Annotated in this window: 13 protein-coding genes; 3 read left to right on the top strand and 10 right to left on the bottom strand. The window is 66.4% G+C overall.

Translation table 11 applies throughout. The annotated features are described in order from the left end of the window. Complete coding sequence (gene pdxR, locus BMZ21_RS03505; RefSeq protein ID WP_091829767.1) at positions 1-1,467, bottom strand: MocR-like pyridoxine biosynthesis transcription factor PdxR; 1,467 nt, start codon at positions 1,465-1,467, stop codon at positions 1-3. Between the two features lie 50 nt (positions 1,468-1,517). Here pdxR and BMZ21_RS03500 point away from each other — a divergent pair, with 50 nt between their 5' ends. Then, positions 1,518-2,147 carry an FMN-binding negative transcriptional regulator gene (locus BMZ21_RS03500; RefSeq protein ID WP_091829765.1) on the top strand — a complete coding sequence of 210 codons (630 nt, stop codon included), beginning with the start codon at positions 1,518-1,520 and terminating at the stop codon, positions 2,145-2,147. 3 nt (positions 2,148-2,150) lie between these two features. On the opposite strand, the gene BMZ21_RS03495 is transcribed toward BMZ21_RS03500, so the two are convergent. Beyond that, positions 2,151-2,768 carry a glutathione S-transferase family protein gene (locus BMZ21_RS03495; protein WP_091830569.1) on the bottom strand — a complete coding sequence of 206 codons (618 nt, stop codon included), beginning with the start codon at positions 2,766-2,768 and terminating at the stop codon, positions 2,151-2,153. An 11-nt stretch (positions 2,769-2,779) separates the two neighbouring features. After that, positions 2,780-3,973 carry a diaminopropionate ammonia-lyase gene (locus BMZ21_RS03490; RefSeq protein WP_091829763.1) on the bottom strand — a complete coding sequence of 398 codons (1,194 nt, stop codon included), beginning with the start codon at positions 3,971-3,973 and terminating at the stop codon, positions 2,780-2,782. A gap of 117 nt (positions 3,974-4,090) precedes the next feature. On the opposite strand from BMZ21_RS03490, the gene BMZ21_RS03485 reads away from it, so the two are divergent. Then, positions 4,091-4,570, top strand: coding sequence for an Lrp/AsnC family transcriptional regulator (locus tag BMZ21_RS03485; protein WP_091829761.1), 480 nt, complete (start codon positions 4,091-4,093; stop codon positions 4,568-4,570). A 130-nt stretch (positions 4,571-4,700) separates the two neighbouring features. On the opposite strand, the gene BMZ21_RS03480 is transcribed toward BMZ21_RS03485, so the two are convergent. From BMZ21_RS03480 to BMZ21_RS03460, 5 genes are all read right to left on the bottom strand, one after another. Beyond that, complete coding sequence (locus BMZ21_RS03480) at positions 4,701-5,594, bottom strand: carbohydrate ABC transporter permease (RefSeq protein ID WP_091829759.1); 894 nt, start codon at positions 5,592-5,594, stop codon at positions 4,701-4,703. Beyond that, complete coding sequence (locus BMZ21_RS03475) at positions 5,591-6,484, bottom strand: carbohydrate ABC transporter permease (RefSeq protein WP_091829757.1); 894 nt, start codon at positions 6,482-6,484, stop codon at positions 5,591-5,593. The genes BMZ21_RS03480 and BMZ21_RS03475 overlap by 4 nt, the downstream gene beginning before the upstream one ends. A 187-nt stretch (positions 6,485-6,671) precedes the next feature. Beyond that, a complete protein-coding gene (locus tag BMZ21_RS03470) occupies positions 6,672-7,952 on the bottom strand; it encodes an ABC transporter substrate-binding protein (protein ID WP_091829755.1) in 1,281 nt (426 codons plus the stop codon). A gap of 83 nt (positions 7,953-8,035) precedes the next feature. After that, positions 8,036-9,442 carry a beta/alpha barrel domain-containing protein gene (locus tag BMZ21_RS03465; RefSeq protein ID WP_091829753.1) on the bottom strand — a complete coding sequence of 469 codons (1,407 nt, stop codon included), beginning with the start codon at positions 9,440-9,442 and terminating at the stop codon, positions 8,036-8,038. Between the two features lie 190 nt (positions 9,443-9,632). Further along, positions 9,633-10,547, bottom strand: a complete 915-nt coding sequence (locus BMZ21_RS03460; RefSeq protein WP_167561511.1) for a PfkB family carbohydrate kinase — start codon at positions 10,545-10,547, stop codon at positions 9,633-9,635. A 288-nt stretch (positions 10,548-10,835) separates the two neighbouring features. On the opposite strand from BMZ21_RS03460, the gene BMZ21_RS03455 reads away from it, so the two are divergent. Further along, complete coding sequence (locus BMZ21_RS03455) at positions 10,836-11,606, top strand: DeoR/GlpR family DNA-binding transcription regulator (protein WP_091829748.1); 771 nt, start codon at positions 10,836-10,838, stop codon at positions 11,604-11,606. Between the two features lie 9 nt (positions 11,607-11,615). Here BMZ21_RS03455 and BMZ21_RS03450 read toward each other — a convergent pair whose 3' ends face one another. Then, positions 11,616-12,107 carry a GAF domain-containing protein gene (locus BMZ21_RS03450; RefSeq protein WP_091829746.1) on the bottom strand — a complete coding sequence of 164 codons (492 nt, stop codon included), beginning with the start codon at positions 12,105-12,107 and terminating at the stop codon, positions 11,616-11,618. Positions 12,108-12,482: 375 nt separating this feature from the next. Then, entirely contained in the window at positions 12,483-13,808 is a 1,326-nt protein-coding gene (locus BMZ21_RS03445) for an LLM class flavin-dependent oxidoreductase (RefSeq protein WP_091829743.1), read from the bottom strand. Positions 13,809-13,995 lie beyond the last annotated feature (187 nt).

Raw genomic sequence — 13,995 nt, 5'->3', positions numbered from 1 at the left:
CTACGCACCGAGTTCGCGCAGCAGCCCGTCCAATCGCGCGATGCCTGCGGCGATCTGCGCCTCGTCGAGCGCCGCATAACCGATGACGAGGCCGGCGCGGCGCTCAGGATCGTCCGGCCGGTCATAGAGCCCGCTGACGCCATAGAGGCCGAGCGAGGCTGCCGCTGCCCGCTCCGTCAGCTCGGCCTCGCGCGTTTGCGGCAGCCCGTTGATCCAGGCGAGGATATGGAGGCCGGCATCGGTGCCGACGATACTGACGCGCTCGCCCAGCCGCTCACGCAGCACTTTCAGCAGGGCGGCTCGTCGCTCGCCATTGCGGCGCCGGATGCGACGGACATGCCGCTCATAGGCACCGCTTTCGATCAGCTCGGCCAGGGCGGCTTGTTCGAGTTCGGGCGTATGCCGGTCGACCATGCGCTTGGCCCTGGCGAAGATCTCGCGCAGCGCCGGCGGCAGCACGAGATAGCCGAGCCGCAGGGTCGGCGAGAGCGTCTTCGACACCGTGCCGAGATAGATGACGCTGCCGGCCTGGTCGAGCGAGCGCAAAGGCGGCACCGGGCCGACGCCGTGGCGGTATTCGGCGTCGTAATCGTCCTCGATGACGAAGGCGCCATGGCGCGCCGCCCAGGCGAGCAGTTCCTGCCGGCGCGGCGCCGAGAGGATGCTGCCGAGCGGCAATTGATGCGAGGGCGTGACGAAGGCTAGCCGTGCCGGCGGCAGCGCTGCGGTCTGCATGCCCTCGCGATCGACCGGCTGGGGCGCAAGCTCGGCGCCCGCCGCCAGGAAGGCTTGGCGCGCCAGATTGTAACCAGGGTCCTCGATCACGACTCGGTCGCCGGGGTCGAGCAGCAGCCGCGTGCAGAGGTCGAAGCCCTGTTGCGAGCCGTTGACGACGAGGATGTCGTCGATATCGCAGCGCAGGCCGCGGCCGCGCCAGAGATAGCCCTGCAAGGCGGCCCGCAATTCCGGCAGGCCGCGCGGATCGCCGTAGCGCAGGCGGGCAGGTCGCCTGGTCACGGCTTTCGTCAGAGCCCGTCGCCAGGCCAATGTCGGGAAATCGCCGCCGGCGAGCTCGCCATAGCGGAAATCGATCGGGAAAGGCTGCGGGCTCCATGGGATCGGCGCGGCGGATGCCAGCCGCTGGCCATAGGCGGAAAGTTTGGTCGTGCGAGATTCGGGAGTGTCTTCCGCTGCCGACTCCACTTGTGCCAGCCCCGCCGCGAGCCGAGCCCGCGCGCCCGGCCGGGTTTCGAGATAGCCCTCGGCGGCCAATTGCTCGAAGGCGGCTGTGACGGTGGTGCGCGACAGGCCCCATTCGGCGGCGAGCGCCCGCGTCGACGGCAGGCGCGAGCCAGGCGCATGCACACCGGCCGCGATCTCGCGCTTGATCGCCGCGATGACCCGGCGTTGGGCACCGATCTCGTTTTCAGCTGGTCCAGTAGGAATGCTTGAAACTGGTCGTTTCATGCGGGCCAGATTAGCGGCATGACGGCGGCGACCGCAAGGAGACCTGTTTCATGTACACGCCGCCGGCCTTCCGCGTCGACGACCGCGCCGAGATCCACACGATGATGCGTGCCTGCCGGCTCGCCACCCTCGTCACCGCCACCGCCGAAGGGCTGCTCGCGACGCCGCTGCCGCTGATCCTGGCGGAGGAGGAGGGCGAGTTCGGCGTGCTCCACGGCCATCTCGCCCGCGCCAATCCGCAATGGAAGGCCGCGGCGATCGGCGAGGCTATGGTGCTGTTCAACGGGCCCGACGCCTATGTCACGCCGTCCTGGTACGAGACCAAGCGGGAGACCGGCAAGGTCGTGCCGACCTGGAACTACCAGGCGGTCCACGCCTATGGCCCGGCCGAGTTCTTCGACGATCCCGAGCGTCTGCTCGATGCGGTGACGCGCCTCACCAATCTGCATGAGGGCACGCGGGCGGAGCCCTGGACGGTCGATGACGCGCCGCCCGAGTTCGTGAAGGCGCAACTGCGCGGCATCGTCGGTCTGCGCATCCCGATCACGAGGCTCGAAGGCAAACGCAAGATGAGCCAGAACCGCCCGCTGGCAGATCGCGTCGGCGTCGCCGAGGGATTGGCCCAGAGCGAGCGTCCTGGCGACTTGGCTGTTGCCGCGATGGTGCCGATCGAGAGCTGAGGCTCAGTCCTGCGTCTCGCCCTCATAGGGCGTGGCGCGCATCGACGGGCGCTGGTTGAAGCGGTTATACCAGCCGGCGAGCCTTGGCGCCCGCGCGCGGAAATCCGGCAGGCGCCGGAAACTCAGCCAGCCGAGGGCGGTCGCGAGCCCGATCTGACCGACCGTGACCGGCCCGTCGAGATCGGCCTGCGATTCGAGATAGTCATAGGCTTCGAGCAGCTTGGTCGTCTGCCCTTCGGCGAGCGGCGGATAGCGCAGCGCCTCCGGCCGGCGCTCGGTCTCCCAGCGCACCGCGATGCCGGCATCGCACAGGCCCTGCGCCAGCGCTTGCAGCCGCAGCGCTTCATAGCGCGCCGGCGCGTCATACGGGATCAGCGAGCCCTTACCGGCGAGCCGGTCGAGATAGTCGCAGATAACCACGGAATCGAAGAGAGCGCCGGCATCGGGCGTCAGCAGCACCGGCACCTTGCCGAGCGGGTTCTGCGCGAACACGGCGTCGTTGCGGTTGGTCGGACTGGTCTCATGGTGGACGACATCGAGACGGTCGACCAACCCGAGCTCATGGGCGCAGACCAGAACCTTGCGGGCATAGGGCGAATGGCTCTGGTAGAGCAGCGTCAGCTTCTCCGACATCACGCCGTCCCGGCGACGTCGGCCGGCGTCAGCCCGACCAATTCGGCGTAGCGCTCTGGATCGGTCGCGCCCTCGGTGACGACGGCGAAGACGCGCGAGGATGCGTCGAGTTTCAGCGCTGCGCGGGCCTGCGGATCGCGCAGCGCTGCCAGCAGCCCGGCGAAGCCGGCCGCGCCGCTCTCGCCGGCGACGATGGCCGGGTCGCTGCCAGCCGGGCGCGCCAGCCGGTTCATCGCTTCGACCGCGACCTCGTCCTCGACCGTCATGAAGGCATCGGCGACGCGCGATAGCACGCGCCAGGCCAAAGGCGAGGGATCGTAGCATTCCAGCATCGCCATCACTGTCGGCTCGCCATGGGCGATCTTGGTCGGTCGCCCGGCGCGGGCGCTCTCGAACAGGCAGGCGGCGCGAGCCGGGTCGACCACAATGAAGACCGGCCGCTTCTCGCCAAACTCCAGCGCAAGCTGCGCCGCGATTGCCGCCGCGATGCCGCCGACGCCGGCCTGGACGAAGACATGGGTCGGCGGCTCCGGCAGCTGCCGCAGCGCCTCGCGGATGATGGCGGTATAGCCCTGCATGACTAGGCCGGGGATTCGCTCATAGCCGTCCCAGGAGGTGTCGGAGACGGTCGTCCAGCCCTTTTCATCGGCGACGCGGGCCGCCTCGACGATGGAATCGTCATAGGTGCCTGGGACGCGCACGATCTGCGCGCCAAAGCGGGCGATCGCCGCGGCTCGCGGCTCGCTGACGCCGCCATGCATGAAGATCACCGAGCGCGCGCCGACGAGCTGCGCGCCCTGCGCGACCGAGCGGCCGTGATTGCCGTCGGTGGCGCAGGCGAAGGTCATTTCGGATGCGATCGCGCGAACCTCCGGCGAGGTCAGCTCGGCTTCGTCGAGCGTTCGTCCGAGCCGCTCAGCTGCCGCCTCCAGCACCAGGCGCGTGACGGCATAGGCGCCGCCGAGCGCCTTGAAGCTGCCGAGACCGAGCCTCTGGCCTTCGTCCTTGAGATGCAGCGCCCCGATGCCGAGCTCCGCGGCCAAGCTTGGTAGGGCGCGCAGCGGTGTCGGCACATGCTCGGCCCGCCCGGCGAGATGCCGCTCGATCGCGTCGGCTCCGCTTGAGCCGAGCGTCTGCGCATCGACCGGATGGAGCGGTTGGCGGAAATCCGGGAGTTGGTTGAGCAGGAGCATGGTTTTGCCTCTTTGCGATATCCAGCGAAGGGATATTGCAAGCGTCGCGAAAAAGGCGCTGCAATCATCCGCCAGCCTTGCAAGTTTGTTTCATAATCATTCTCCCTGGAGCTTCGCTTGAGCGAACCATCCGCCTCCACCCTCGACGCTTTCGACCGGGCGATCCTCGCGATCCTGCAGGAGGACAACACCACGCCGCAGCGGGTGATCGGCGAGAAGGTCAATCTGTCGGCGCCGGCCGTGCAGCGCCGCATCCGCCGGATGGAGAAGGACGGCGTCATCACCGCCAATGTCGCGGTGGTCGAGCCGGCGGCGCTCGGCCATCCGATCACCATCTTCGTCGAGATCGAGCTGGTCAGCGAGACGGCGAAGGATATCGACGCCGCCAAGCGCGCCTTCCTCGCCGCGCCGGAGGTGCAGCAGTGCTATTACGTTACCGGTGAGGTCGATTTCATGCTGGTCGTGCTGGTGCCGAGCATGGCGGCCTATGAGGCGCTGACCCGCCGGCTCTTCTTCGCCGACGCGAATATCCGCAAGTTCCGCACCTTCGTCGCGATGGACCGGGTCAAGACAGGGCTGACTGTGCCGGCGGGGTAAGTCGCTGCCTCTCCCGTATGGTCGGGATTGTCCCGGCCATCCACGTCTTCGCTCAAGCAATGCGGTGTTCAAGACGTGGATGCTCGCCACAAGGGCGAGCATAACGAGATGGAACGGCGGTGAGCCCGCGCTACGACGTCAGCGCGCCCGCCGTCATGCCCTGGACCATGAACTTCTGCAGGAAGATGAAGGCCATCACCAGGGGCAGGCTTGCCAGCACCGAGAAGGCCATCATCGTGTTCCAGTCGGTGACGAACTCGGCCATCAGGCTGTAGATCGCCATGGTCAGCACCCGGTTTTCCCAGGATTCGATCAGCACCACCGCGAACAGGAACTCGTTCCAGGCGAGCAGAAAGGTGTAGAGCCCGGCGCCGATGAAGGCGGGATAGGACATCGGCACCAGCGTCCGGAAGATCGCGCCCAGCCGCGAGCAGCCGTCGACCATGGCCGCTTCCTCGATGTCGCGCGGGATGTTGATGAAGTAGCTGCGCAGCATCAGGATGCAGAAGGGCAGGGTGAAGGTCAGGTAGACCACGATCAGCGAGGTCCGGGTATCGTAGAGCCCGAGCGTGATGAAGATCCGGAAATAGGGGATGCAGAGCAGCACCAGCGGGAACATCTGCGTGGTGATCAGGAACATCAGCACCGCCCGCTGGCCGGCGAACTTGAAGCGCGCCAGCGCATAGGCCGCCATCGCGCCGAGGAGGAGCGAGAGCGCGGTCACCACCAGCGAGACCATCATCGTATTGGCGAAGACGAGCAGATAGCGCGGGCTCGCGAAGATCTTGCGGTAGCCCTCAAGCGTGAACACCTGCGGCAGCCATGTCGGTGGCATCCGCATCACCTCGATGTTCGGCCTGACCGAGACCGTCAGCATCCAGGCGAGCGGGAAGAACACGATCGCGATCGCGATCAGCAGGAGGAGATAGGAGGCGGCATTGATCAGGCGCTCGCGCCCGCGAATGCCGATCTTGCCGAGATAGGGACGTGTATGCGCGACAGCGCCATACTGGGCGACGGTCATTGCTGATTGCTCATGGTTCGGCGGACATAGATGGCGCTCACGATGAAGAGCACGATGAACATGACCACGGCCTCGGCCGAGGCGTAGCCGAACTTCAGCTTCTGGAAGCCGTCGAAATAGATCGCCGTCGCCAGCACTTCCGAGCTGTGCGCCGGGCCACCGCCGGTCATCACATAGACCGGGTCGAAGGCGCGGAACGTCCAGATCGAGTCGAGCAGCACGATCGTGGTGATGACGCCGCGCAGCTGCGGCAAAGTGATGTGCCAGAATTGCCGGAACAGCGAGGCGCCGTCGATCTCGGCGGCCTCGTAGAGCTGCTTGGGGATCGCCTGCAGGCCGGCGAGCAGCATCACCATGAAGAAGGGGAACGCGCGCCAGACGTTCATCGCCGTCACCGACCCCAGCGCCGTCGAGGGATCGCCGAGCCAGGAGATGGTGAAGTTGGCGTCGATGATGCCGAGCGAGGCGAGGAGTCCGTTGAATACGCCGAAAGGCTGCAGCATCAGCACCCAGATCATGCCGGCGACGGTCGGCGCCAGCAGCCAGGGCACGATCAGCAGGCCGCGCGCGAGCGTGCGAAAGGCCGGGTCGAGGTTCATGTTGAGCAGGAGCGCCAGGCCGAGCCCGATCACCAGATGCAGCACGACGCTGAAGAAGGTGAAGATGACGGTCTGCCAGAAGGCGCGCCAGAACAGCGGGTCGTTGGCGAGCGCGATGTAGTTGCCGAAGCCGACCCAGACCTCGCGCTGGAGGTTGCTGTCGTGGAGGCTCAGGCGGACCACGTCGATCAGCGGGTAGATCAGGAGCGCGACGAGGATGAGAAGGGACGGCCACAGGAAGGACGCGGCCAGGACTTCCTCGCGGTATTTGCGTTTGAGCGTCAGCAGCATGACTCGCCGATCGTTGCGGAAGCGCGGCTCAGAGCCGGCCTGTCAGAAAATCGGGGTCATCCCGGACAAGCGGCGAAGCCGCGCCGATCTGGGATCCATTCCGGAGCCTCACAGACGAAGGCTCAGGCATGGGTCCCGGGTCTCCCTTCGGTCGCCCGGGACGACTGACAGAGTGAATCCCGAGGGATCACTTGGCCGCGGAGAGCACCTTGTTCCACTCGGCCGCGGCGTCATCCAGCGCCTGCTTGGCGGTTTTCTTACCCTGCACGGCGTTTTGGATCTCGGTGCTCATCACCTTGTTCATCTGCACGGCGTTGGGCATGGACAGGAACGGCGACTGCGCGTTCGGCTGCGCCATCTGCGTCACGAAGGCCTGGAAGAGCTTGCGCTCCTTAAACCAGTCCTGGTTGGCGACGTCGGTGCGCGCGGGGAAGCCGCCCGAACCCTTCGCCCACATCTCGATTCCCTTCGGCCCCGAGAGCCACTTCACGAAGGTCCAGGCTGCGTCCTTGTCCTGCGCCTGGCTGCTGATGGTGTTGAGCGAGCCGCGCACCATGGTGCCGGTGCTCTTGCCCTTCGGCAGCGGGGCGATGTCGTAGTTCAGGTTCGGGTTGAGCTGCTTCTGGATGGCTACGCCCCACGGCCCCTCGAACATCATCGCGACATTGCCGGAGGCGAAGTTGGCGCGCTTTTCCTTCTCGCCATTGCTCAGCACGCCCGGCACCGAGACTTTGTCCTTGTTAACCCGGTCGATGTACCACTCGATCGCGGCGACGCCCTCGGGGCTGTTGAACACGGCTTTGTTGGTCGCCGGGTCCATCAGCGTCGCGCCGCCCTGCAGCAGCAGCGGGTAGATGTCGTAGGTCATGTTGGTCGGCGGCTCGGCCTGGAGCGTGCCGGTGATCGCGAACTGGCGCTTGTCCGGGTTGGTCAGCTTGCGCGCGTACTCGGCGAACTCGTCCCAGGTCTTCGGCGGGCCTGAGAGACCGGCCTCCTTGAAGCGGTCGGTGTTCCAGAACAGCGCCACCGCGCCGCTTTCGATCGGCAGATAGTACTGCTTGCCCTTCCACTTCGCATGGAAGGTCTCCGGGATGTTGGAGAAGAACTCCTTCGGCTCCTTGGCGATGCGCTCGTCGAGTGGCTCGATCATGCCGAGATCGGCGAACTCGGCGACCCAGTCGACCTGGACCAGCAGCACGTCCGGCAGCTTCTTGGCCTGGTGCAGCACGATGGCACGGTCATGGAAGCCGGTGAACGGCGAGTCGACCGGCGTCAGCTTGATGTCGGGATGGTCTTTCTCGAAGGCGGCCTTGAGCTCGCCCATGAACTTCTCGCCGACCTCGGTGCCCTTCCACTGACCCCAGCGAACCTCCTTCTGCTGGGCGAGAGCGAGCGTCGGCAGGCTGATCGCCGAGGCGAACGCCATCGCCGCGAGCGTCAGCAAGGAAGACCTGCGATGCTGATCCATATGCGTTTCCTCCCGGTTGATTATCGTTTTTGGGCTTGAGCGGCGCGCCCGTCGTTGCGGGCGCGCCGTAGTCACGAAGTAGTTCAGGCCGCGCGCGCCTTGCGCAGAGCCTCGGGTACCGGCGGGGCGACCTTGACCAGCGTGGTGTTCTCGTCGACCAGCCTGCTGGTTCCGCCCACGTTCATCCAGGTGAACATGTTGCGGAACATCCCCTGCAGCGAAGCCATGATCGCGGTCTCGGCTTCCTTCGGCATCTCCCAGAACGGCTTCTTCATCACCTTCCAGGACTTCTTGCGGGTGTTGTAGAAGAACTGCGCATCCGTCTCGCCCGCCCCCTTCTCCGAGAGGTGATTGGCGAAGGTGTACTCGCGGATCTGGTCCTTGATCGCCTGCGGCAGGGCCGGGTGGTCGAAGATCAGGTTGTTGAAGCCGAGCGCGAGATGGACTTCGACCGCCTCCGCCTTCGGGAGCTTGGCGAGCTGCGTGCCTGGCAGGGTCGAGGCGCCATGCTGGACCGCGCCGGCCATGTTGTACTCTTTGCGGCAGATCGTCGAGATCGTCTTCAGCAGATCGTAGTCGACGTTGACCTCGGCAAGCGTGCCGTCCGGCAGCACCTTGCCGCCGTGATAGGTGCCGGAATTGATCGAGATCTTGCTGACGATCGGCAGCTTGGCGCCGCGCTTGGCCATCTCCTCCAGATAGACCTTCATGAAGGCGCGCAGCTCTTCCGGCGTCGTATTCTCGTGGCCGACCTCGCCGATCTCGGCACCGAGAGAGATCGAGACGCCCTTCGGCTCGATGCCGCGCACGAATTCGGTGAAATGCGCGGTCAGCTCGGCATTGACGCGCTGCTGGTCCTCGACCGTCGCCAGCGACAGGTCGACCACCGTCGAGGCGTCGATGTCGATGCTGTACATGCCGGCCGCGATCTGCTCGCGCATGATGTTCTCGAGCTTGCGAACTTCCGCCTTCGGATCGGCGAGATAGGCCTTCGCGTTGATCTGGTCGTGGTCGGCCTGCAGGAAGACCGGGCCGACATAGCCCTCGCGCAGCGCCGCCGCCAGCACCGCCGCGGCGTATTCCAGCGGCGGCTGTTGGGCGTACAGCGCTTCGCCCACCGCCTGCTCGAAGATGAAGAGCTTCGAATCGAGCTCCTGGCCGGCGCGGAAGACGGCGCGGCAGGTGTGATAGCTCCAGCCGCGCAGGTTCATCGCCGGCACGGTCTTGCCCGACCATTTGCCGGCGGCGCAGGCGAGATAGAGTTCCTGGATAGAGGCCGGCACGATGCCGGCGGCATGGGCGGCCTCGCGGATCGCCCAGATCGCCACGGCGCGCGTCTCCGGCTCGGCCAGCGCAGCAGTCTCGGCCCAGCGGTCGATCATCGCATCCGGCGGGCGCTTGCTTTTGCTGAAGTCGGGCGAGGAGCCGGCGAGGTCGACGCCGATCGTCTTGAGGTCATCGGTCAGATCAGCGAGCGAGGCGCATGCCATGGGTCATACCTTCGAGAACGGCTTCGAAACGGACAGCGCCGGCGGATGTCCGGGCGTCCGGCGAGGCTGGTCGGGCCGCTGCCTCGTCACGTTCGCAATGAATGCACGGCGCTTTCGTTATCGCAAGTCATATTATCGTTTTCGCGCATTGCAGCATAAGCCATGTTGCAATGCGCAATCGAAGCGGGCCTCAGTTCGGATAGGTCTCGCCGGTCGCAAGTAGGGCCCGAACCGCAGCGCGATCGGGCATGCCGTCCCAGCCATTGGCACGCTCGGCCTTGAGCGCCGCGACGGCGGCTGCGAGGCGCGCTGCCTCAAGAGGACTCTGGCCCTCACAGAGGCCAAGCGCATAGGCGCCGTGGAAGACGTCGCCGCAGCCGGTGGTGTCCTTCGCCGCGACTTTGAAGGCGGGGACACCGACGAACTCGCCGCCGATCAGCCAGAGACTGCCGGCGCTGCCGCGCGTCACGGCGAAGACCTTGTCCGAGCCATCGGCGCAGCGCCGTAACAGCTCTTCGGCCGAGCCGTCGCCGGCGTAATCGCGCAGGCCCTCGGCCGAGAAGACGATGTGGTCGGCCTTGGCGATCAGGCGGCGAGTATCCTCCGGCGTGCCGCCATCGACATCGAGGACGCTGGGAATGCCGGCGGCATGGGCGCGATCGAGGACGATTTCCGCGCCGCCCGGCCAGCGCGTATCGGCCAGCACGGCGCCTGCTCCATCGAGCCCTCCTTGCGGCAGCACGCTCGCATCCTGCGACAGGCTGCGCCGGTTCGAGACGATGCTGCGCTCGCCGCGTCGGTCGACCAGGACGATTGCCCGCAGCGTGCGCCCTTCGGATAGGATGGCGACGCCGCTACAGTCGACGCCGTGGCCGCGCAACAGCCGCAGGCCCGTCTCGCCGGCGGCATCGGCGCCGACCCGGCCCCAATAGGAGGCTTGCCCGCCGAGATGGCAGATCGCCACCGCGGCCGTCGCGGCCGGTCCGCCGAAGCGCTCGGTATAGCCCAGCACGCCGGTCTTGATGCCGGCCGAGGGCAGGGCCTCGACCTCGAAGACCTCGTCCTGGACGAGGTTGCCGACGCAGACGATCAGGCGGCCGCTCATGCCCGCCATCCCGTGCCGGCAAAGGCGAGCAATTGGGAGAGGTGGGCATGGCGGCGGATCCGCCGGCTTCCTGGCCGCGTGGTCAGCATGTTTCGTCCCGCCGGATCTCATTCTCTGTCGTGCTGGCAGGATCCGGTTGCGCAGCGAAAGTGATGATGCCCGACGCTTTCACTTTCGCAACACCATTTTCGCAAACGCGCATTGCGTGTAGAGACGCTGCGGTCGTAGAGAGTTCCAGCCAATCGGGCTATGAAGCCGGCCCGGATTCGGCTCTGAGGCAGGCCTGCAATGGAACCGCTGAGCAAACGTCACGCCGACATTCTCGATATCCTCGGCAAGCGCGGCTATGTCGCGATCGAGGAGATCGTCTCGGCCTTCAATGTCACACCCCAGACTGTACGGCGCGATCTGCAGGACCTCGCCGACCGCGGCCTGCTGCGCCGCCATCATGGCGGAGCGAGCGCCAATCTCTCCACGGCGAACACCGACTACGGCTTGCGCGTCGTCGAGACGGCCGGCGAGAAGGCCGCGATGGCGCAGGCCGCCGCCGAGCTGGTGACGCCAGGCACCTCGCTGTTCATGACGCCCGGCACGACGATGGACGCGCTCGCCAAGGCGATCGCCGAGCGCCGCCCGCGCGGCCTGCGCGTCGTCACCAACAGCACGGCAGCGGCGGCGATCCTAGACAAATGTCCGGAGATCTCGATCCTGATCACCGGCGGGCATTGGCTCGGGCCGAACCGCGCCTGTGGCGGCATGCACGCCGCCGCCTTCATCGAGAACTATCGCTGCGACCTGCACATGACCAGCATCGGCGGCATCGATGCGGCCGGGAACCTGCTCGAATACCGCGACGACGAGGCGGTGGTCGGACGCACCATGCTGCGCAATGCCCGCCGCTCGGTGCTGCTCGCCGACCACACCAAGTTCAGCCGGGTGGCGATGTCGCGCCTGGCGCATCTCAGCGAGATCTCGACGCTGGTGACCGACCGCCAGCCGGCAGCGTCGACGGCGCAGATGATCCGTGACGCACGCTGCGAATTGATCGTAGCCAGCTGAGCGGCCCGATCAGAAGCGGTCGCTGGCTTCGAGATAGATATTGGCGATCGCTTCGATGCCGGCCTGGTCGTCGGCGTCGAAGCGGCCGGGCTCCGGACTGTCGAGATCGATCACGCCGATGACATCGCCATCGCGGATCAGCGGCACGACGAGCTCGGAGCGCGAAGCGGCGTCGCAGGCGATATGGCCGGGGAAGGCATGGACGTCCTCGACCAGAATGGATTCACGCTTGGCAACGGCCGTGCCGCAAACGCCGCGCCCTACGGGGATGCGCACGCAGGCCGGCTTGCCCTGGAACGGGCCGAGCACGAGTTCGCCGCCGCGCATCAGGTAGAACCCGGCCCAGTTCAGCCGCGGCATCGCGTCGAAGAGCAGCGCCGAAAGGTTGGCGGCGTTGGCGATCGCGTCGCGCTCGCCATGCAGCAGGCCTTGGAGCTGCTGGACGAGCTCCCTGTAGAAACCCGGCTTGTCGCTGGCCGAGATCGTCGCCGCCTGGAACATCGTCGCCTCCGTACCGTCGAGGCTGGATATGCGCCGCCCGCGCGGATTTTGCGAGGGTTATGACCGGTCGGAGGGTGGGGGACAGCTGCGCGTCCAGAGCAGGAAGGCAGAGAGCCGCCGCAGCTGCCGTGTAGCGAAATAGAGCACGTAGACCATCATGCGTCTCCAGATTGGGAGCCCACGACAGTCTCGTGGTGCTTTTAGCTTTGGTGACGCGGTGCAAGCTGCTCCGGCAAATCCCGCGACCGGCCCGCATCGCGGCGGTTCGGTGTTCAGATCATTCGCAATCACCGCTGCGGGGTCAATGAAACGGCTGTTCAAAGATTTGATGACAGCAGGCGCAATTGTCCCCGGCGGCGGTCCCCTAGGGAATATTCAGGCGAAATGCCGGTTGGCCGGCCGCGGCAGGCCGAGATGGTCGCGCAGCGTCGGCCCCTGATACTCCCGGCGGAACAGGCCGCGTCGCTGCAATTCGGGCACGACCTTGTCGACGAAGTCGTTGAGCCCCTCCGGCAGATAGGGGAACATCACGTTGAAGCCGTCGCTGCCGCGCTCGGTGAGCCATTGCTCCATCTCGTCGGCGATCGTCTTCGGCGTGCCGACGAAGGCGAGCCCGCCATAGCCGCCAAGGCGCTGGGCGAGTTGCCGGACGGTCAGGTTCTCGCGGCGGGCGAGCGCGATCGTCCGCTCGCGGCCGCTCTTGCTGTGGTTGGTCTCGGGAATCTCGGGAAGCGGGCCGTCCGGATCGAAGCCGGTCGCGTCATGGCCGAGCGCGATCGAAAGCGAGGCGATGGCGCTGTCATAGTGCACGAAGGAATCGAGCAGCGCCCGCTTCTCGCGCGCTTCCTCGACGCTGTCGCCGACCACGGTCAGCACGCCGGGCAGAATCTTCAGGTGGTCGGGATTGCGGCCGGCCTGCTCCATCCGGCCTTTCACATCGGCATAGAAGGCCTGGCCGGCCGCGAGCGTGCCATGCGCGGCGAACACGACCTCGGCCGTCTCGGCGGCAAGCTGGCGGCCGGGTTCCGAGGCGCCGGCCTGGACGATCACCGGCCAGCCCTGCGGTGGTCTTGCGATGTTGAGCGGCCCGCGCACCGAGAGATGCTCGCCCTTGTGATCGAGCCGCCGCATTTTATCCGGGTCGAAATAAAGTCCGCTCTCGCGGTCGCGGATGAAGGCGTCGTCGGCGAAGGAATCCCATAGTCCGGTGACGACATCGTAGAACTCGCGTGCCCGGTCATAGCGTTCGCCGTGGTCGACCTCGGCGTCGAGGCCGAAATTCAGCGCGGCGTCCGGGTTCGAGGTGGTGACGATGTTCCAGCCGGCGCGGCCACCGCTGATATGGTCGAGCGAGGCGAAGCGTCGGGCGATGTGATAGGGCGCGTCGAAGGTTGTCGAGGCGGTGGCGACGAGGCCGATCCGCTCGGTCGCGCCGGCGAGCGCCGAGAGCAGGGTGAACGGCTCGAACGAGGTCACGGTATGGCTGCGCTTCAGGGCCTCGACCGGCATGTTCAGCACGGCGAGATGGTCGGCCATGAAGAAGGCGTCGAACTTGCCGGCCTCCAGCTTTTGCGCGAAGCGCTTGAGGTGACCGAAATTGAAGTTCGCATCGGGATAGGCGCCGGGATAGCGCCAGGCGCCGGTATGGATGCTGACGGGGCGCATGAAGGCCCCCAAGTGAAGCTGGCGCGCAGTCGTCATGGCTGGCCTCGGCAGGCGGTTGCTCAGTGGAGGCTGAGCTATGCCTGAGTCCGTCGCTGCGCCATGGCGCCGCGCAAAAAGCCGACAACGTTCTCTCTAGGTCGACAGCTGCGCCAAAATCGTCTCCCGGGGCTGTGAGATAGGGAGGATTGCTCTCCTGCCTGTCGAGCGCGTCATGGTCGGGCTT

Source organism: Allobosea lupini (assembly GCF_900109525.1).
Lineage (GTDB): Bacteria > Pseudomonadota > Alphaproteobacteria > Rhizobiales > Beijerinckiaceae > Allobosea > Allobosea lupini.
The sequence above is the reverse complement of the archived record's forward strand: the minus strand, read 5'-3'. Positions and strand labels throughout refer to the sequence as shown.